Source organism: Mycobacterium sp. B14F4 (assembly GCF_039871645.1).
In the GTDB taxonomy this organism is placed as follows: domain Bacteria; phylum Actinomycetota; class Actinomycetes; order Mycobacteriales; family Mycobacteriaceae; genus Mycobacterium.
In genome coordinates this window covers 262968-281830 of the sequence record NZ_JBDPMF010000001.1, presented here as the reverse complement: position 1 = coordinate 281830, position 18863 = coordinate 262968, and the positions used below count along the sequence as shown (strand labels likewise).

Below are 18863 nucleotides of genomic sequence, written 5' to 3'. Positions count from 1 at the left end.
CTACGCCGACGACACGAGGCAGGCGGCAAGGGCGCGAACATGGGTTGACCGGTGGCGGCGAACTGCCGGTTCCACCGGGTTTCGACCTACTGCGCGACTGCTACCGCGACTCGATGCGAGCCGCCGGTATCGATGCCGAACTGGCAGCGCTGCACCGTGATGCGGTGGCCGACGGCTCCGATACGACACGTCCTTCGGAGATGTGTCAGCAACTGCAGGGCCTGGTGCACAAGGCGGGCGTCTCCGACAGCGTGCGCGACGATCACCGATGTCAGCGGCGTCGCGGCTATGCCAGCAGCACCGTCACCGCCCCGAGATAAATCAGGATGGACAACAGGTCCTGGATGACGGTCGCCAGAGGGCCCGACCCGAAGGCGGGATCGCGCCCGAACGTCTGCAGCAGCCACGGCAGCAGCAGAGCGACGACCGTGGCGATGCTGCTGGCCGCCAGCACGGCGAACGACACGGCCACCGCGAGTCGCCCGTCACCGGTCATGAGCACCACCAGCGGCATCATGACCAGCCCGAGCAGCACACCGACGGTCAGCCCTGTCAACGCCTCGGGAACGAGGATGCGGCGGATGCCGACGCCGACCGAAAGACCGCGGATGGCAAGGGTTTCGGTCTGCGTGCCGACCGCGTCGGCCAGGTAGACGATGCCCGGCACGAAGAAGGCCACGGCCAGCACCGCGTCCAGTCGCGCCTCGAAGGCGGCCATCAACCCGGCGGAGAGCATCGCCCCGACGAGTCCCACCACCAGCCAGGGCAATCGGTGCCACAGCCGGCGGGAGACGCTTTCGACGGTGGTCGAGCGCGCCGACTCCACCGAATGCAGGAAGCCGCCGAGCCGGGCCATATCCTCCTCGTGCTCTGCCAGCAGCACAGCCAGAAGCTGTTGCGGTGCAATCAATCCGCGGAAGCACCCGGCGCCGTCGACGACGGCGAGACCGGGTTCGTCGCGCTTGACCGCCTGCCACGCCGCGCGCTCCTGGTCGGTGCCCGGAGCGACGACCGGCGGCGCGGGGTCCATGATCTCGGCGAGCGTGGCCGCATCGGGGGCGGCCAGGACGCGTTCGATGGTGGCCACCCCCACCAGGTGTTGCCCGTCGAGCACAGCCACCGCGGCCGCACTGTCGAATCGTCGCCCGCGCATACCCTCGATCGTCTCGGCCACCGAGTCCGTTCCGGTCGCGGTCGGCACCCGCATGCTGGCGTGGCGCTGTGCGGTCGCCCGTCGGGGAAACGCGTAGTCGGGGTAGGTGACCATGAGGTCGGACCCTACCGAGTGAGAAGCGGGTGCCCGTTGCGAAGCGGTGAGCCGCGCCCGTTCTGGTGACCATCAGCGCGCCGGCCAGGGACCAAGGACCTCACCGGGGAGGAGTCTCAACCCATAGCGTCAGTACCAGCAGCGCAGATGGGAGACGAGATGACCGCCACCTGCCCGCAGTCCTGTGTGATCGTCGGGATCGACGGTTCTGAAACCGCGATCGAGGCCGCGTTGTGGGCGGTCGAGGAAGCCGCGAGCCGAAGTGTTCCGCTTTGCTTGATCTGCGTCACCAAGGCCACGCATCCCTCTGCCGACGAGTACTACGCCGATGTCCGTCACGCGGAGGATTCTCTGCGCGCAGCACGGGCCGCGGTCGAGGCCAGTGGCACGTCGGTGAAGGTCGAGACGGCCATCGTCACCGGCCCGCCGGGCGCCGCCCTCATCGCCGAAAGCGACACGGCCGCGCTGATCTGCGTCGGCTCGGTCGGGATCGGCCGCTACGCGCGCTCGATACTGGGCTCGACGGCAACCGAACTCGCCGAGAAGGCGCATTGCCCGGTCGCGGTCATCCGGCCCGTCCACGGACAACCCCGTCATGCCGTCAGTTGGATTGTCGTCGCGGACAACCAGAGTCAAGACACCGAGGCTGTCATCGAAGCCGCGCTGCGCGAGGCCGGCTTGCGCGGGGCGCCGGTCCTGGTCGTCGGAAGACACGGGGACGTCGACAGCGACGTCGAGGCCTGGCGCGAGCGTCACCCGGAGGTGCGCATCTATCCCATCGGCGACGGCGCCGATGTTGCGCGTTTCATCAAGAAGAACGACGAGCGGGTACAGCTCGCGGTCATCAGCGGCGCCGAAGCCGACAAACTGGCCGACCTCCTCGGCCCCTCCGGACACCACCGGTTCTCCCACACCGAGTCCTCGGTGCTGGTGGTCCGGGGCTGACGGGACTGAAAGCCTTCACTGATTATTGAGCAGCGCGTCGTTGACGAGCTCCTGCGCGTGGACCAGTCGGCGTTCGGCCTGCTCGACGGCGGCGAGGAATTCCCCGTTGTAGGTGTTCTGTGATCCCGCCGCAAGCGACAGGCACATGTGTGCGGCCGCGTGGGCGTCCTCCGCCGCGGCGGCCAACTCGCTGGTGATCTCCGGAACGGGCGCCGGCAAGTAGGTGTGGACGTCGACGCCGGCGAGATCGTGCATGTTCTGGCAGGAGTTCTCGAGACCGACGGAATCCATCCGGTCCAGCGAGCGCATGGCATCGGTGAGCGATTGCCGCAGCTCGGTGACGGGCGTGTGCGCCGTCGCCCACCACTGCGGGATGGCTTCCTGGCCGGTGGGTGTCGCCGCCGTCGTCTCGGACCGGTCGCTTCCGCGATCCATCGCGAGGACCACCGATGCCGCCAGGACCACCAGCGCGACAACGCCGCTCGCCCCGATAAGAGCCCATTTCGTCCGGTACCACACCGCCGACTCGGCGCCTGTTTCCTCGATCGGGGCGCCGCACTCGCCGCAGAGATCGAACCCCGCAGGGTTGTGGTGCCCGTTCGGACACGTCACCATGGCTCAGCCCTCCTCGGTCACGGGGAAGCGCAGCAGGGCGCCGATGCCGTCGGCCGCGGACACGTCGGCGCGCAGCAACGACGCGGCGACGGCGAGCGCCGCGAAGGGCAGCGCTTCGTCGGCTCGCACCACACGGTAGGGAGCCGAGCCCAGCTCGGACAGCGCGTCGGCGTCCTGGGCGATGGTGGCGAGGTCGCGGCCGGTGACCACTGTTGCGTCGCGGAGGTCGCCGATCAGCAAGGTCGCGACGTTGCCGGCGCGCAGCGCGTCGCAAACCCGCGCCAAACCCTCGACCGCCAGGCCGGACCCGCGTCGCATCTCGCTGGTGAACCGGTCCGTGCTCTCGGCGACGCGAGCGGTCCTGTGCCGCTCGAATTCCGCGGACATCATCCGGGCGACCTCGGGCTCGCGGACCCGATGCCCCTGTGCGCCGGCATGCAGCTGTGACACCCGTTTGGCGACCCGGTCGGGCAGCGCCGACACCACGTCCGTGCGCGAGCGCACCTCGCCGCATACGAACACGATCTCCGGGGCACCGCTGTCGACCAGTTCGGTGATTCGCTCGGCGACGGCCCTGACATTCTTGCGGACCGCCTCCTCGACTGTGTGCTGGAGGTCGCCGTACCCGTTCCACCCGGCCGTGACCGGCTTGTGCACGCGATGACCCTCGCCGTCCACGGTTTCGGTGCGGGTGATGCCGTCACCGTGCAGGGTGATGTCGGCGCCCTGATGATCGACGGCGGCGAACAGATACGGTGGCGGCCGCCGGCTGAGCTCGACTGCCGGCACGAGGAACGGGTATTCCGAAACCCGGGCGATCGATTCGGCGGGCGGGCATTCCAGATGCTCGTTGATCACGATCTCGTCGGGTGTCGCGATGACCACCCGGCCCTGCCGGCCCACGGCCGGGACGCTCTGCAGCACGGCGCGCTGCACCTGACGCTGCAGGACCTCGTCGGCGCCGGCATGTTCCAGGCGCTCGCGCAGATCGAGCCAGCGCTGATGAAGCATCGATTCGGCATCGCCGGTATCGCGGGAGTCGTCGAGGTACACCGACGCGAACGGCCCGGACGCCGCCAGCAACGCCTGGTAGTCGATCGGGCGCAAGGTGCCTCGCTCGTTCATCGAGCCGCGCTGACCTTGAGGAAGCGCTCGACCCCGAACCGCTCGAACGCCCGCGCGTGCCCGCTCGGCAGCTGTGAGCTCGCGGTCTGCGCGTCGAGGATCTGCGGTTCGGCGACGTCATAGTCGCGGCCGTTGGTCGTGACCACCGCCTCCCCGGACGCCTGCACGTTGCGCAACCAGTCGACGTGCGTGCCGTACGGCAGCGGAATGATGAATCCATCGTCGACCTGGTCGGCGACGACCGGCGTGGCGTAGTGCCGCCCGGACCGGCGGCCGGTGTGCCGGATCACCGAGGCATACCAGTGCCTGCGGCCGGCCAGGTGCATCATCGCCGGATTGAGCACGTACTTGTTGAACGTGCGCACCTTGTCCTTCACATGGCTCACCGCGCTCGAGGGCATGCCTCGATCCTCGTGACCGGATTCGCCCCGGCACAGGGCCGTCCGGACCCCGACCGGAGGGACTAAAGGCATGCGCGGCCCGACGCAGGGCCGAGAGACCGATCTTGGTGTGACTTTCGTCTCTACCGCCGCCGACGCGACGCGCAAACGATGAAGTGCGACAACCGAGACTGTTAGGGGATTGCCGATGGCGCCGACTGATCGCGTCGATCTGACGACCGCGGAGCTCGACACCGTCGCGTGGCGGTTCCTGCGGTCCGAATTCGCCAGCCAGACCTACGCTGACTGGTCACTCGACCGTCGCCTCGATGCCTACCTGCTGCACCACGGCCCAGCCGAGCTGCTCGTCGACGGGTCGGCCTACAGCGCGCTGCTGGAACGGGTGATGGCGAACATCGGCCCGGCCCGGCGCAACGGCGTCATCTCGTTACCGAGGAGGTGAGCGCGACCATGACGATCATCAGCAAGACCGTCGCGGACTGGAAGGTCCCGCCCAACTACACCGATTACGAGAAGACCCGAGCGGCGTTCAGCTGGTCGGCGGTCCCCGACCCCTGCCACGGAATGCCGCACGGTGGATGCAATATCGCCTACGCGGCGGTCGACCGCCACGCCGACGGCCCGGACGCCGATCGCACGGCGCTGCGGTTCATCACCGACACCGGCGCCTCCGGCGAGCTGGTCAGCCACGACCTCAGCTACGGCGAACTCGGCCGTCGCACCCGCCGGTTCACCAACGTGCTGCGCGGGCTGGGCGTCGGCAAGGGCGACCGGGTCTTCCTGATCATGGGCCGCATTCCGGAGTTGTACGTCGCGATGCTCGGGGCGCTGCGCAACGGCAGCGTGGTTTCGCCGTTGTTCTCGGCGTTCGGGCCCGAACCGATCGCCACCCGCGTCACCATCGGTGAGGCCACCGTGCTGGTGACGACGAAGGCGCTCTACAAGCGCAAGATCGCCAAGATCCGCGACCAGCTGCCGTCGGTGCGCCACATCCTGCTGGTCGACGGGTCCGAGACCGAATCCGTGCCCGGCACACTGAACCTCGCGCAGCTGATGGCCGACGCCTCCGAGGACGCCCCGATCGAACCCACCACCGCCGAGGACCCCTCACTGCTGCACTTCACCAGCGGCACCACCGGCACCCCGAAGGGGGCGCGCCACGTACACGGCGCGGTGACGATGCACTATCTCACCGGGCTTTACGCGCTCGACCTTCACCACGACGACATCTATTGGTGCACAGCCGATCCGGGATGGGTCACCGGTACCTCCTACGGCATCATCGCCCCGCTGGTGCACGGCGTCACCTCGATCATCGACGAAGCCGAGTTCGACGCCGAGCGCTGGTACCGCATCCTCCAGGACGAGGGCATCACCGTCTGGTACACCGCGCCGACGGCGATCCGCATGCTGATCAAGGCCGGCCCGGAAGTCGCTGAGCGCTACAGCTTTCCGCAGCTGCGATTCATCGCCAGCGTCGGCGAACCGCTCAACGCCGAAGCGGTCTGGTGGGGGAAGCGGGTGCTGGGGCTACCCATTCACGACAACTGGTGGCAGACCGAGACCGGCGGCATCATGGTCGCCAACACCCCGGCGTTCGACATCAAGCCCGGATCGATGGGTCGGCCGCTTCCCGGCGTGGACGCGTTCGTCGTCACTCACGGCGACGACGGCGCCGTGACGGTGATCGAGGAACCCGACGTCGAGGGCGAGCTGGCGCTCAGGCCGGGATGGCCGTCGATGTTCCGGGCCTACCTGAATCAGGAAGAGCGCTACCGCAAGTGCTTCGCCAACGGCCTGTATCTGACGGGTGATCTGGTCAAGCGCGACCCGGACGGGTACCTCTGGTTCGTCGGCCGCGCCGACGACGTGATCAAGTCCGCCGGCCACCTGATCGGTCCGTTCGAGGTGGAGAACGCGCTGACCGATCACCCGGCGGTCGCCGAGGCCGCGGTGATCGGCAAACCGGACCCCACGGTCGGCGAACTGGTCAAGGCGTTCGTCACGCTCAAGGACGGGTTCACCGCCGACGAGGACCTGCGCCTGGAACTGCTGGGCCACGCCCGCAAGCGGCTGGGCGCCGCGGTGGCGCCCAAGGAGATCGAGTTCGTCGACTCGCTGCCGCACACCCGCAGCGGAAAGATCATGCGGCGCTTGCTCAAGGCCCGCGAACTCGGCCTGCCCGAAGGCGATACCTCCACCGTCGAGGCCCCCCAGCCGCAGCAGGTGTCGTCATGACGAACACCGAGTCGTCCCGCGCGCTGCTGTCCGACATGGTGCGCGTGCGGCTGATGGAAGAGAAGTGCGCGGAGCTCTACAGCGCGGCCAAGATTCGCGGGTTCCTGCACCTCTACGTCGGCGAGGAGGCGGTTGCCGCCGGATCGCTGCGGGTGCTCGAACCCGAGGACGCGGTGGTGGCCACCTACCGCGACCATGCGCATGCGCTGCTGCGGGGCGTGCCGATGACCAAGATCATGGCCGAGATGTTCGGCAAGCAGGAGGGCTGCTCGCACGGTCGCGGCGGTTCGATGCACCTGTTCGACGCCGCAGTCCGGTTCTACGGCGGCAACGCCATCGTCGCCGGCGGCCTGCCGCTGGCGGTCGGGCTGGCCCTTGCCGACAAACAACTGGGCCGAAAGCGGGTCACCGCGTGCTATTTCGGCGAGGGCGCCGTCGCCGAAGGGGCCTTCCACGAGTCGCTGAACCTCGCCGAGCTGTGGCACCTGCCGGTGCTGTTCTGTTGCGAGAACAACTTGTACGCGATGGGGACGGCGATCGCAGTGGAGCAGTCGCAGACCGACATGACCGCGAAGGCGGCTTCGTACCGGATACCGGCGCTGGCGGTAGACGGGATGGATGTGCTGGCCTGTCACGCCGCCGCTCAGGAAGGGGCCTACCACGTGCGCAGCGGTGCAGGCCCCTTCTTCCTGGAGTTCCGCACCTACCGCTTCCGGCCGCACTCGATGTTCGACCCGGAGTTGTACCGCGGGAAGGACGAAGTCGAACACTGGAAGGAGCGCGACCCGATCCGCGCGTTCACCGAAAAGTGCGTGGCCGACGGCTTGTTGAGCGAGGATGACGTCACCTCGATCCGCGCCGCGGCCGAGGAGGAGGTGACCGATGCCGTCGCCTACGCCGAAGCCGGAACGTGGGAGGATGTGGCCGACTTGACCCGCGACGTGCTGACACCTGCCGAGGCGCGCTCATGAAGACGACATACCGCACGGCGGTGCACGATTCGATCCGCGAAGCGATGATCGCCGATTCGCGGGTGCTCCTGATGGGCGAGGACGTCGGCGCTTACGGCGGCACCTACGCCGCATCGAAGGGCCTACTCGAGGAGTTCGGGCTTGACCGCATCCGCGACACCCCGCTGTCCGAGCTGGGATTCGTCGGGGTGGGCATCGGTGCCGCACTGGGCGGACTGCGGCCCATCGTCGAGGTGATGACGGTCAACTTCAGCCTGCTGTCACTGGATCAGATCGTGAACACCGCTGCGGCGCTGCGCCATATGTCCGGCGGCCAGTTCTCGGTTCCGCTGGTGGTTCGCATGGCAACCGGGGCGGGGCGCCAACTGGCGGCCCAGCATTCGCACAGCCTGGAAGGCTGGTACGCCCATATCCCCGGGATCAAGGTGGTGGCGCCGGCGACGGTGGCCGACGCTTACGGCATGTTGCCCACCGCACTGGCCGACCCCGACCCGGTGGTCATCTTCGAGCACGTGCAGCTGTACAACACCTCAACGGACATCGACGCGCTGGTGCCGACCGACATCGAGCGGGCCGCGGTGCGCCGCGAGGGCAAGGACGTCACGGTGATCACGTACGGCGGCAACGTGCCGAAGGCGCTGGACGCCGCGAACGAACTGGCGCTGGCCGGAATCGAATGTGAAGTAATCGATTTGCGGGTGCTGCGCCCGCTCGACGACGACACCATGCTGGCCTCCGTGCGCAAGACCCACCGCGCCGTCGTGGTCGACGAAGCCTGGCGTACCGGGAGCCTCGCCGGTGAGATCAGCGCGCGCATCGTGGAGAACGCGTTCTACGACCTCGACGCGCCGATCGCGCGGGTGTGCACGGAGGAAGTGCCCATCCCCTACGCCAAGCACCTCGAGGAGGCGGCCCTGCCGCAACCCGCGAAGATCGTGGCCGCGGTGCAGAACCTGTTCGGGGATCGCCGATGATCGAGTTCAAGATGCCCGCGCTCGGCGCCGACATGGACGAGGGAAAGCTCGACGAGTGGCTGGTCAAGCCCGGCGACGCGGTCGCCCGCGGGCAGATCGTGGCCGTCGTGGAGACCACCAAGGCCGCCGTCGAGGTGGAGTGCTGGCAGGAGGGCACGGTCGTCGATCTGCTGGTGCCGGTCGGCACGACGGTTCAGGTCGGGACGCCGTTGGCGCGCTTGGCGGAACCGGGTGAAGCCGCCGAGCCCGCACCCCCCGCGGTGGTGGAGGCGGCACCCGTGGCGGAGGCGGCACCCGTCACGGAGGCGGCACCCGTCGCGGAGGCGGCACCCGTCGCGAAGGCGGCACCCGTCGCGGAGGCGGCACCCGTCGCGGAGGCGGCACCCGTGGCGGCGGCACCGCCTGCGCCGCCGGCACCCGCCGTCGCGCCCGGACATCACCGGCGCTGGGTCTCCCCCGCCGCCCGTCGCCTCGCGCAGTCGGTGGGCGTCGACGTCGAATCGGTGACCGGCACCGGGCCGCAGGGCGCGGTCACGCTCAACGACGTCGAGCATGCCGCCGCGCACGCGAAGACGGCGCAAGCACCGACGCCCGCTGCCCCGTCGGCCGGACAACCGTCGCCGCAACTGTCGCCGAAGGAACTGGCGGCCAAGCGGGGAGCGGAGATGCGCCGGTCGATCGCCGCGGCGATGAGCCGGTCGAAACGCGAGATTCCGCACTACTATCTGGCTCACGAGATCGTCCTTGACACCGCCCTGAATTGGCTGGCCGAACGCAACGCCCAACGCTCCATCACCGAGCGTGTGCTGCCGGCGGTCCTGCAGATCAAGGCCGTCGCGCTGGCCGCTCAACGGTTCGGTGAGTTCAACGGCTTCTGGCGCAACGACGCCTTCGAACCGGCCGAGGCGGTGCATGTCGGCGTGGCGATCTCCCTGCGGGGCGGGGGCCTGGTGGCACCGGCCATCCACGACGTCGCCGGCAAGAAACTCGACGAGCTGATGGGTAACCTGACCGACCTGGTAACCCGCGCCCGGGCGTTCTCGTTGCGCAGCTCGGAGATGTCGGACCCGACCATCACGGTCACCAACCTCGGCGACCAGGGCGTCGACATGGTGTTCGGGGTGATCTATCCGCAGCAGGTGGCCATGGTGGGGTTCGGTAAACCGGCGCAACGCGTGTACGCCGTCGACGGCGGCATCCGGATCGCCACCACCGTGCAGGCGTCGCTGGCTGCCGACCACCGCGCCAGCGACGGGCACCGCGGCGCGTTGTTCCTTGCCGCTGTCGACGAGGTACTCCAGCAACCCGACCTCTTGGAGAGGTGATAGCCATGCCAGCTACCGAAGATGTCCGCACGGCGGTGCTGTCGGAACTGACGACGATCGCACCGGAAGTCGACGCCGACGAGATCGAGGACACCGTCCTGCTGCGCGATCAGGTCGACCTCGACTCCATGGATTGGCTGAACTTCCTGCAGCGCATCCACAAGCGGTTCAACGTCGACATCCCGGAGAGCGACTATCAGTCACTGCGGACCCTCGATGACGTCGTCCGTTATGTCGAGGCCCGGGCGGGCGCCCCGTCATAGCGCGTCGATCGCCGCCTTGAGCTTCGCGCCGACTTCGTCCGCCACGGAACGGAGTTCGGCCTCGCCGCTGACGTCGACGAGAATCTGCGGATCCATCGCTTCCACGAGCACGGTGTCCCGCCGTGCGGGATCGCTGCGCACCACGACGTTGCAGGGCAGCAGCAATCCGATCTGCCGCTGCACGCTGATCGCCCGATGTGCCAACGGCGGATTGCAGGCGCCGAGGATGAGGTAGTTCTCCATGTCCTCACCCAGCTTCGCCTTCAACGTCGCCTTCACGTCGATCTCGGTCAGCACACCGAAGCCCTGGTCGGCCAGTGCTTCCCGCGTCCGCTTGACCGCGTCGTCGAAGCTGGTCTGCAAGACCGTCGACAGTGCCATGCCCATGTCCTCCCCTTCCTCCAGTCTCACGCGAGCGCGAGAAACAGCTTCTCGAGTTCCGCTTCGGTCATCGGCTTCTGACCGTCGGCGGCGTCACCGGTCACGCATTCGCGCAGACCCGTCGCGACGATCTTGAAGCCGGCCCGGTCCAGCGCCCGCGACACCGCGGCGAGTTGGGTCACGACGTCCTTGCAGTCGCGGCCCTGCTCGATCATGCCGATCACGCCGGCCAGTTGTCCCTGTGCCCGCCGCAGCCGGTTCAGCACCGCAGCAATGGCGTCCTCGTCACCAACCATGGTGAACTCCTTCCCTAGTAATCGACAGTTTACCCGCGGGGGTATCACCCGTCAGGATGGCGCCGCCGCGGCGCCGACGCGTGTCGTGTGACGCCGCAGTGGGCAGTTCGCGTACCTACTGCACGCGAACGTCACCGCACCCGCGACCACCGTGGCGACAGCCGCGGCCGCGCCCAGCGCCGGATGTACCTCCTGCGCCAGGATGACCGACGACATGGCCAACACGAACCAGCCGAACGCCTTGCGCAGCGCGTCGGGATTCACCCGGGAGGTGAGCCGCGCGCCCACCAACGCTCCGGCGAGCGCGGCGGCCGTCACCGCACCGGCCAGGGCCCAGTCGATCTGCACGCTCGACAGGTAGCCGGCCAGGCCGGCGAATGACTTCATCGCGATGACGACCAACGAGGTGCCGACGGCGAGCGGCATCGGCAGGCCGCCCAGGAGCGCCAGCGCGGGCACCACCAGAAAGCCGCCACCGGCGCCGACCAGCCCGGTCACCAAGCCGACCACCAGGCCCTCGAGAACGATCTTGACGATGGGCAGTGGTCGGTCGCCTCCGTCGGAGTCGAGTTCTTTGCGTCCCCGAAGCATCGCCACCGCGGTCGCGATCATGATCACCGCGAAGCCGATCAGCAGCACCGAGCCGGGGATGAACCTGGCGACCAGGCCGCCACCGTAGGCGCCGGCCATGCCCGCCGCGCCGAACACCAGGCCGGTGCGCCACTGGACGTGACCGGCCCTGGCGTGGGAGATGGCGCCCACCGCGCTTGTCACCCCCACCACCAGTAGAGACGTGGCGATGGCCTGCTTGGCGTCCAGCCCGGCCACGTACGCCAGCAGCGGCACGGTCAAAATCGACCCGCCACCCCCGAGCAGGCCGAGGGAGACGCCGACGAGAACCGCCAGGCCGATGGTCAGCGCGATCATCGCGGTGACCTCGCGCCTCTGCTCACGGCGGGCGCGTCGACGAGCTGGCCGACGATCGTGCCCAGGTCACAGGTTGCGCCGCGGTTGAACGGCAACCGCGCCAGCAGCATGCCCATCGCGCAGGTGTTCGACACCGCGGCGAAGACCAGTCCCGCACCGATGGCGAAGGCGACCCACTCGACACCGGGAACGACGGCGCTGATCAGAACGCTCAGCGCGACGATAGTGCCGGCAACGAGCCGTACCTGACGTTCCAGGTCCCATCGGCCACGCCCGCGGTTCATCACGAAGCCCTTGCTCTCCCAGGCGGTCACTCCCCCGTCGAGGATGTGCACGTTGGTCAGCCCGGCCGCCCGCAGGGCCTCATCGGCCTGGGCTGCGCGCTGGCCCGAGCGACAGACGAGCACGACGTCCTGATCGAGGTGGGCAAGGATCTCTTCGCGGTGCTCGCGCAGCAGGTCGAGCGGAACGTTGTAGGCGCCGGGGATGTGAGCGGTCTCGAATTCGCCGGGCGTACGGACGTCCAGGACGCGCGGAGGCGTCTCCGACGCCATCAGGCTCTGCAGCTCAGCGGAGTCGATCATGGCGGGCACTGATGCGGTCATCTCTTTCTCCTCCAGTGAATTAGATACCCTCTGGGGTATCGTCTGCCAGTAACCATACATACCCATAGGGGTATCGGCAAGACCGGAATAAAATACCCCAGGGGGTACTTGACATACCCAGCGGGGTATCCACAGAATGGGTGGAACCCGGAGCGAACGAGAAGGAGAAACCGATGATCCTCGAGCAGTACTACATCGAGTGCCTGTCCCATGCCTCGTACCTGATCGGTGACGAGACGACCGGCCGCGCGATCGTCGTGGACCCGCGCCGCGACATCACCGAATACCTGGACGACGCGGCCAAGTACGGGCTGACCATCGAAGGCGTGATCAACACCCACTTCCACGCCGACTTCGTCTCCGGGCACCTGGAGTTGGTCGAGGCGACCGGAGCGTGGATCGGATTCGGCGAAGCGGCCGAGACCGACTACCCCATCCGCAGACTGGCCGATGGCGAGCACATCTCCCTCGGCGAGGTCGATCTGGAGATCCTGTCCACCCCGGGGCACACCTGGGAGTCGATCAGCGTCGTGGTCCGCGCGCATCCGGGCGCCGAGCCGACGGCGGTGCTGACCGGCGACTCGCTGTTCATCGGCGACGTGGGCCGGCCCGACCTGGTCAACATCGGTGACAGTTCGACCGCCGACCTGGCCCGCGCGATGTACCACTCCGTGCACGACAAGCTGCTGAAGCTTCCCGACGACGTGACCGTCATGCCGGCTCACGGCGCGGGGTCGTCCTGCGGTAAGAACCTCTCGACCGAACTGACGTCCACGATCGGTGAGCAACGGCGGACCAACCCGTCGGTACAGCCGATGAGCGAAGACGCATTCGTGGCGCTGGTCACCGAGGGGCAGCCCGCCGCACCGGCGTACTTCTCCGTCGATGCCGCGATGAACAAGCGGGTCCACCCGTTGCTCGAACAGGGCCGCACGATCCCCGCGATGAGCGCGGGCCAGATGCGTCAGGCTCTCGCCGACGGCGTGCGCGTGCTCGATGCCCGCAGTATCGAGGACTTCGCGGCGGGCCACTTGCGCGGCTCGGTCAACGTGGGCTTCGACGGCCGGTTCGCCGAAACGTCCGGCATGGTCGCCGGAATCGGTGACACGATCGCGCTGATCGCCTACCCCGGCGAGGAGCAGGAGGCGGCGCTGCGGCTCGCCCGAGTCGGATCCGACAACGCCCTGGGCTACCTCAGCGTGGACCGAGGCGGGCAGTTCCCCGCCGAGTTGGCCGACCTGGTGCGCACCGCGCCGAGGGTGACCGTGCGGGAACTCGACGGCCTGCTGGCCGAGGATGCCGTCATCCTCGTCGATATCCGCAATCCCGGCGAGGTGGAGCAAGGCCGGATTCCGGGCTCGATCCACATTCCGTTGGCGCAGCTGAGGTCCCGGCTCGACCTACTGCCGACCGACCGGCCGATCGTCGTGCACTGCGCCGGCGGCTGGCGGTCCAGCGTCGCCGCCTCGCTGCTGCGGGCGGAGGGGTTCGAGGATGTGTCGGACCTGGACGGCGGATACAACGCCTGGCTTTCGAGCCATGCCGCTGTCAATTGATCTTCACAACAACGAGGGGAGCACTACGATGACCGTGAACCTGACCAAGGGCGATTTCGCATCGACCATCGCCGACAATTCGATTGTGCTCGTTGACTTCTGGGCGTCCTGGTGCGGCCCGTGCCGCGCGTTCGCTCCCGTCTTCGACCGATCGGCGCAAGCACACCCCGAGATCGTTCACGCCAAGGTGGACACCGAGGCCGAGCAGGAACTCGCCGCGGGCTTCGGCATCCGCTCGATTCCCACGCTCATGGCGTTCCGCGACGGTGTGCTGGTCTTCAACCAACCGGGTGCCTTGCCGCCGGATGCGTTGGCAGATCTCATCCGACAGGTCGAGGCGCTCGACATGGACAGCGTGCGGGCGCAACTCGCTTCACGTGACGCCGGCGCCACCAGGGCGTGAGGAAACGCGATGTGTTATCCAGTCCGATGCTCGGTGTGCGAAAAGACCGGTTGGGGCGGGTGCGGCCAGCATGTCGATGAGGTGATGAGGGACGTTCCGGCATCGAAACGGTGCACCTGTCAACACCACAACGCACCGCCCGGCCGTCCCGGGGTGCGTCACCCCTGATAGCCGGTACGCCCGCCCAGAGTCCAAAGGACCCGCGTGCGTCACGGGCTCCCGGGACCACCGGCATGGCACCGAGGGACCAACGGCCCTGCATGCGGGGGCGTTCGTCGACTTAGCGTCGGGACGGCACACAAGGCAATGGCGAAGGGGAACACGATGGACTGGCCGACGGCCCTCGTCCCGATCGCGCTTATCATCGCGGTGATGGCCGTGTTGACCACATACATCAACGGTCGCTTCTCGAACAGGTAGCGAAGGAGAGCCAGATGACTGCCACTCCCACCGGAATACTCGTCGGCGTCGACGGCTCGCCGGAGTCGGAAGCCGCACTGCGATGGGCAACCGCTGAGGCGCTGATGCGCGAACAACCGATCACGTTGCTGTACGCCATCGCTCCGGTCGTGGTGAGCTGGCCGGTGGCGTATCTCGAAGCCAGCTACGCCAACTCGCAGGAGGAGGCGGCCCGCGGGGTACTCGAGAACGCCCAGAAGACGGTCGAGGCGAGCGGGGGCGGCTCACGACCCGCGATCAAGACCGACGTCGTCCACGACGCCGCGCCGACGGCATTGGTCGCCGGATCGCGCGACGCTTACATGACCGTCGTCGGCAGCCGCGGCCTGGGCGCCGTCGGGCGCGCCTTCCTCGGGTCGGTCAGCAGCGGCCTGGTCCATCACGGGCACGGCCCCGTCGCGATCGTCCACGGCTACGGGGAGCAGGCACCGGATCGAACTTCCCCGGTCCTGCTGGGCATCGACGGGTCAGCCGCTTCTGAGGAGGCGACGGCACTCGCGTTCGATGAGGCGTCTCGGCGGGGGGTCGAACTGGTGGCGCTCCACGCTTGGAGCGACGTCGGCGTGTTCCCCGTCCTCGGAATGGATTGGCACCAGTACGAGGACGAGGGCCACGAGGTGCTGGGCGAACGCCTGGCCGGTTGGCAGGAGCGCTACCCCGACGTGCACGTGCAGCGCCGGATCGTGTGCGACCAGCCGGCGCGGTGGCTGGTCGATGCGTCCCAGCAGGCCCAACTCGTGGTGGTCGGAAGTCGCGGTCGCGGTGGTTTCGAAGGCATGGTCCTGGGTTCTGTGGCGGCCAAGGTGTCACGGGCCGCTCATGCACCGGTGATAGTCGTTCGCCCCCGATGAGTTCGGCATCCTCGAACACACGATCGCCGGTGGTTGTCGGCGTCGACGGCAGTGCCGAAGCGGCCGCGGCCGTGAGATGGGCCGCGGCCGTGGCGCAGCGCTACGACGCTCCGCTGGAGCTGGTCACCGGGCTGTCGCGCAGAGCAGGCGCGCTCGGCGAGCTCACCGAGGCGGCGGCCGCGTTCCGGTCTGCCGCGGTGACGCACCATCGCGACTCCGCCGCAACGATTCTCGAGTCGGCAGAAGAAGAGGTGCGGGCGGCGTTCGGCGAACTAAACGTCGTGACGCTTGCCTCCGATGTGCCGGTGCATCAATTGCTGACCGACCGCAGCCGCACGGCGCGAATGGTGGTCCTCGGGTCGGAGGCGGTCTCTGCCGCAGCGGCAATGCTGGTCGGCTCGACAACTCTAACCGTTGCTGCACATTCGGCGAGCCCCGTCGTCGTGTGGCGCGGCGGTGATGACGCCCCGACCGGGCGGCCGGTGGTGCTGGCAGTGGAGGATGCGGCCACCGGGCCGGCCGCGTTCGACGCCGCCTTCGAGTTCGCGAGCCGATTCGGGGTCGGCGTGCACGCTGTGCACACCTGGTTCCGGTTCCGCCCGCCTCCGGGTCTGGCCAGTGCGTACGTGACGGACTGGGACGGCCTGGAAGCCCTGCAATGGCAGGGCCTTCTGAGCGTGCTCGAGCCGTGGACCGAGCGTTATCCCGACGTGGAGGTGACGTACTTCGTCGAACCCGAAGGCGCGACCAAGGCTCTGCTACGTCACGCCGCGGAGGCACAGCTGGTGGTCGTCGGCAACCGCAGCCACAACGCGTTGGCCGGCGCACTTCTGGGGTCCACGAGCCTGAATCTGTTGCACCACTGCCCGATTCCGGTCATGCTCTGCCACCGACAGCCCGGCGCCTGATCCCGCGAGGCGCAGCGGTAGCGGTCGGCGCGCTCGGTCAATTCTGGCGCGCGACGATCACCGGGATGCGAGCCGCCTGCACGACGGCTGAGCTCACCGAGCCCAGTAGCATTCCGGCGAAGCCGCCGCGGCCATGGCTTCCGACCACCACGAGCTGTGCCTGCTTGGAGAGCTCCAGCAGCTGGTGGGCGGGGCCCTGGAACTCGACCAGCTTCTGCACCCTGACGTCGGGGTAGCGGTCCTGCCAGCCGGCCAGTCGTTCGGCGAGCGTCCTGCGTGCCGCGGTGTGCACGGTCTCCCAGTCCATGCTGAACTGCGCCATGTCCGCGTCACTCCAGACATGCAGAGCGATCAAATCGACACCGCGCCAGGACGCTTCGTCGAACGCGATCGCCGTCGCCGCCTCCGATGCCCGGGATCCGTCGATCCCGACGAGGACGGGCAGCTTGTCCGACGGGACGGCCTCGTCGTGGATCACCGCGACCGGGCAGTGCGCATGATGAATCAGGCCGGAACTGACCGAACCCAGTAGAGCGCTGTTGAGACCCGTTCGCCCGCGGCTGCCGACGACGACGAGTTGCGCGTCCTTGGAGAGGTCGACCAGTGTCGGCACCGGCCCGCCGAGGAAGACCTCGCTGTCGACCTCGATCCGGTCCTTGCCTCCCGCGCACTCATGGGCCGCCGCGATGGCGTCGGCGACGATCTTTCGCGCCTCCTCCTCCTGCAGTTCGAGGACTTCCTGGGGTACCCGTCCCGCCGGCCACATCAGCACCGACGCGGCGATCTCCGACATGCGGTTGGCGTGCACGATCGTCAGGGGAAGGTCGCGCAGCCTCGCCTCGCGGGCGGCCCATCGGACGGCACCCTGCGACGACACCGAGCCGTCGGCACCCACCACGACACCGCGGTGTCTCTTACGCTCGGACATCACAACCTCCCCAGCAGGAACGGTATTCAGTGCTGACGATAAGAGCGACGACACCGGCTCGGTAGGAGGCGAAAGTCCCGGCCCGCACAAGCCGAACGGCCCTACGTCTCATGAACGAAGCCCCTGTGGCCGTCGTCGCCGGGCTCTTAGTGTCATGGCCATGGCGGGAACTAATCGCGTCGACCCGAACGACGAACCAGCCGAGGTCCGCCGCCGGATTCCCGCGGCCGGCGCGTTGGACGCCGCGGTGGGGCCGATCGCCCGCACCGGCCGCTATTACGCGACGTCATGGCGTGACTACCTCAGCGGTGAGCCCCGTGAACTGCCCGTGGCACGGCCATCACTGGCTCTTGCCGCGCACGCCTTTCGCGACGAGGTGACCTTGCTCGGCCTGAAGGCTCGACGGCCGGTTAGCGACCCTGCCGCGTTTGCGCGGATCGAATCCGAAGTGGCTGCGGCGCTCGAGCTGTACGGCGCGAAGGGCTGGCTCGACCATCCGGCACGGTTCTTCGCCAAGCCCCCGCGGCTGACGGATGTGGTTGTCAATCCGGTGAATTCGTTCGGCAGGCACTACGAGCGGATGAGTTTCGTCAGCGGCTACTCCCCGGGAGCCGACGAACCGGGGGCACAACGCTGGCGCGGCTATACCGGCAACGAGCGCGAGTACGCGTTGCTGCTGCGACATGAACACGAGCGGCCGTGGCTGGTCTGCGTGCACGGCGCGGAGATGGGTCGGGCCGCACTCGATCTCACGCTGTTCCGCGCCTGGCACCTACACAACGATCTCGGGCTCAACGTCGCACTGCCGGTCCTGCCGATGCACGGCCCGCGAGCACGAGGGCTGCCGAAGGGAGCGGTATTCCCGAACGAGGACATCATGGACGCGGTGCACGCCACCGCGCAGGCGGTGTGGGACATCCGGCGGCTGCTGTCCTGGATCCGCAAGCAGCAACCGGATTCACCGATCGGCCTGTACAGCATCTCGCTCGGTGGCTATGTCTCATCACTGGTTGCCAGCCTCGACAGCGGATTGACGTGCGCCATCCTGGGTGTTCCGGTGGTCGACCTGATCGACCTCCTTGGCCGCCATTCGGGCCTCGGCGAAGACGACCCGCGACGGCGCGCGGTCGAACTGGCCGGACCGCTCGGGCGGATGACCTCCCCGCTGTCGATGACGCCGCGCGTGCCGATGCACGGGCGGTTCATCTACGCCGGGATCGCCGACCGGCTGGTGCATCCCCGCGAACAGGTTATTCGGCTCTGGCAGCATTGGGGCGAGCCCGAGATCGTCTGGTACCAAGGCGGGCACACCGGCTTCTTCCAGTCCCGACCGGTCCAGAAGTTCATCGATGCCGCGCTGGCGCAGTCCGGTCTGCTCGACGGGACGGGGCCGACGCGGGCGGGGCGAACCGGCTAGGCACGGCC

General features: G+C 68.3%; 22 protein-coding genes. 13 read left to right on the top strand and 9 right to left on the bottom strand.

Features of this window, described 5'->3' with window-relative positions; genetic code table 11:
- The first annotated feature begins 44 nt into the window (after window positions 1-44).
- Window positions 45-320, top strand: coding sequence for a hypothetical protein (locus tag ABGB19_RS01400; RefSeq protein WP_347683223.1), 276 nt, complete (start codon window positions 45-47; stop codon window positions 318-320).
- On the opposite strand, the gene ABGB19_RS01395 is transcribed toward ABGB19_RS01400, so the two are convergent.
- Window positions 287-1267, bottom strand: a complete 981-nt coding sequence (locus ABGB19_RS01395) for a magnesium transporter (protein WP_347683221.1) — start codon at window positions 1265-1267, stop codon at window positions 287-289. The genes ABGB19_RS01400 and ABGB19_RS01395 overlap by 34 nt on opposite strands.
- Before the next feature lie 159 nt (window positions 1268-1426).
- On the opposite strand from ABGB19_RS01395, the gene ABGB19_RS01390 reads away from it, so the two are divergent.
- Window positions 1427-2212: a universal stress protein gene (locus tag ABGB19_RS01390; RefSeq protein WP_347683219.1), complete on the top strand. Its 786-nt coding sequence runs from the start codon at window positions 1427-1429 to the stop codon at window positions 2210-2212.
- 15 nt (window positions 2213-2227) lie between these two features.
- Here ABGB19_RS01390 and ABGB19_RS01385 read toward each other — a convergent pair whose 3' ends face one another.
- From ABGB19_RS01385 to ABGB19_RS01375, 3 genes are read right to left on the bottom strand one after another with little or no spacing between them, the layout of a single operon-like run.
- Window positions 2228-2827, bottom strand: a complete 600-nt coding sequence (locus tag ABGB19_RS01385) for a hypothetical protein (RefSeq protein WP_347683217.1) — start codon at window positions 2825-2827, stop codon at window positions 2228-2230.
- 3 nt (window positions 2828-2830) lie between these two features.
- On the bottom strand, window positions 2831-3952 hold the full coding sequence (locus tag ABGB19_RS01380) for a hypothetical protein (RefSeq protein WP_347683215.1): 1122 nt from the start codon (window positions 3950-3952) through the stop codon (window positions 2831-2833).
- A complete protein-coding gene (locus tag ABGB19_RS01375) occupies window positions 3949-4353 on the bottom strand; it encodes a nitroreductase/quinone reductase family protein (protein WP_347683213.1) in 405 nt (134 codons plus the stop codon). Before ABGB19_RS01375 ends, ABGB19_RS01380 begins: the two co-directional genes overlap by 4 nt.
- A 187-nt stretch (window positions 4354-4540) precedes the next feature.
- Here ABGB19_RS01375 and ABGB19_RS01370 point away from each other — a divergent pair, with 187 nt between their 5' ends.
- Genes ABGB19_RS01370 through ABGB19_RS01345 form a run of 6 tightly spaced genes read left to right on the top strand, consistent with a single transcriptional unit; the run spans window position 4541 to window position 10124 of the window.
- On the top strand, window positions 4541-4795 hold the full coding sequence (locus tag ABGB19_RS01370) for a hypothetical protein (RefSeq protein ID WP_347683211.1): 255 nt from the start codon (window positions 4541-4543) through the stop codon (window positions 4793-4795).
- A gap of 8 nt (window positions 4796-4803) precedes the next feature.
- The gene (gene acsA / locus ABGB19_RS01365) at window positions 4804-6591 is read left to right on the top strand and encodes an acetate--CoA ligase (protein WP_347683209.1); all 1788 of its coding nucleotides are present in this window, start codon (window positions 4804-4806) and stop codon (window positions 6589-6591) included.
- A complete protein-coding gene (pdhA, locus tag ABGB19_RS01360; RefSeq protein ID WP_347683207.1) occupies window positions 6588-7562 on the top strand; it encodes a pyruvate dehydrogenase (acetyl-transferring) E1 component subunit alpha in 975 nt (324 codons plus the stop codon). Before acsA ends, pdhA begins: the two co-directional genes overlap by 4 nt.
- Window positions 7559-8536 (top strand): alpha-ketoacid dehydrogenase subunit beta, encoded by a 978-nt coding sequence (locus ABGB19_RS01355; protein ID WP_347683205.1) that lies wholly within the window; start codon window positions 7559-7561, stop codon window positions 8534-8536. The genes pdhA and ABGB19_RS01355 overlap by 4 nt, the downstream gene beginning before the upstream one ends.
- Entirely contained in the window at window positions 8533-9861 is a 1329-nt protein-coding gene (locus ABGB19_RS01350; protein ID WP_347683203.1) for a dihydrolipoamide acetyltransferase family protein, read from the top strand. The genes ABGB19_RS01355 and ABGB19_RS01350 overlap by 4 nt, the downstream gene beginning before the upstream one ends.
- Window positions 9862-9866: 5 nt before the next feature.
- Window positions 9867-10124, top strand: coding sequence for a phosphopantetheine-binding protein (locus tag ABGB19_RS01345; RefSeq protein WP_347683201.1), 258 nt, complete (start codon window positions 9867-9869; stop codon window positions 10122-10124).
- Here ABGB19_RS01345 and ABGB19_RS01340 read toward each other — a convergent pair.
- From ABGB19_RS01340 to ABGB19_RS01325, 4 genes are read right to left on the bottom strand one after another with little or no spacing between them, the layout of a single operon-like run.
- Window positions 10119-10511, bottom strand: a complete 393-nt coding sequence (locus ABGB19_RS01340) for a DUF302 domain-containing protein (RefSeq protein WP_347683199.1) — start codon at window positions 10509-10511, stop codon at window positions 10119-10121. The two genes, ABGB19_RS01345 and ABGB19_RS01340, sit on opposite strands and share 6 nt — an antisense overlap.
- Window positions 10512-10531: 20 nt before the next feature.
- The gene (locus ABGB19_RS01335) at window positions 10532-10801 is read right to left on the bottom strand and encodes a metal-sensitive transcriptional regulator (protein ID WP_347683196.1); all 270 of its coding nucleotides are present in this window, start codon (window positions 10799-10801) and stop codon (window positions 10532-10534) included.
- A gap of 51 nt (window positions 10802-10852) precedes the next feature.
- Window positions 10853-11728 carry a sulfite exporter TauE/SafE family protein gene (locus ABGB19_RS01330; RefSeq protein ID WP_347683192.1) on the bottom strand — a complete coding sequence of 292 codons (876 nt, stop codon included), beginning with the start codon at window positions 11726-11728 and terminating at the stop codon, window positions 10853-10855.
- Window positions 11725-12333: a rhodanese-like domain-containing protein gene (locus ABGB19_RS01325; protein ID WP_347683190.1), complete on the bottom strand. Its 609-nt coding sequence runs from the start codon at window positions 12331-12333 to the stop codon at window positions 11725-11727. The genes ABGB19_RS01330 and ABGB19_RS01325 overlap by 4 nt, the downstream gene beginning before the upstream one ends.
- A 173-nt stretch (window positions 12334-12506) precedes the next feature.
- On the opposite strand from ABGB19_RS01325, the gene ABGB19_RS01320 reads away from it, so the two are divergent.
- From ABGB19_RS01320 to ABGB19_RS01305, 4 genes are all read left to right on the top strand, one after another.
- Window positions 12507-13889 (top strand): rhodanese-like domain-containing protein, encoded by a 1383-nt coding sequence (locus ABGB19_RS01320; RefSeq protein WP_347683188.1) that lies wholly within the window; start codon window positions 12507-12509, stop codon window positions 13887-13889.
- Between the two features lie 28 nt (window positions 13890-13917).
- Window positions 13918-14292, top strand: coding sequence for a thioredoxin (gene trxA / locus ABGB19_RS01315; protein ID WP_347683186.1), 375 nt, complete (start codon window positions 13918-13920; stop codon window positions 14290-14292).
- A gap of 434 nt (window positions 14293-14726) precedes the next feature.
- Window positions 14727-15602: a universal stress protein gene (locus ABGB19_RS01310; protein WP_347683184.1), complete on the top strand. Its 876-nt coding sequence runs from the start codon at window positions 14727-14729 to the stop codon at window positions 15600-15602.
- 29 nt (window positions 15603-15631) lie between these two features.
- A complete protein-coding gene (locus tag ABGB19_RS01305; RefSeq protein ID WP_347683182.1) occupies window positions 15632-16510 on the top strand; it encodes a universal stress protein in 879 nt (292 codons plus the stop codon).
- 37 nt (window positions 16511-16547) lie between these two features.
- Here the strand turns inward: ABGB19_RS01305 and ABGB19_RS01300 are convergent, their stop codons facing one another.
- Window positions 16548-17438 (bottom strand): universal stress protein, encoded by an 891-nt coding sequence (locus ABGB19_RS01300; protein WP_347683180.1) that lies wholly within the window; start codon window positions 17436-17438, stop codon window positions 16548-16550.
- Between the two features lie 160 nt (window positions 17439-17598).
- Between ABGB19_RS01300 and ABGB19_RS01295 the strand changes: the two genes are divergently transcribed.
- Window positions 17599-18855: a hypothetical protein gene (locus tag ABGB19_RS01295; RefSeq protein ID WP_347683178.1), complete on the top strand. Its 1257-nt coding sequence runs from the start codon at window positions 17599-17601 to the stop codon at window positions 18853-18855.
- Window positions 18856-18863 lie beyond the last annotated feature (8 nt).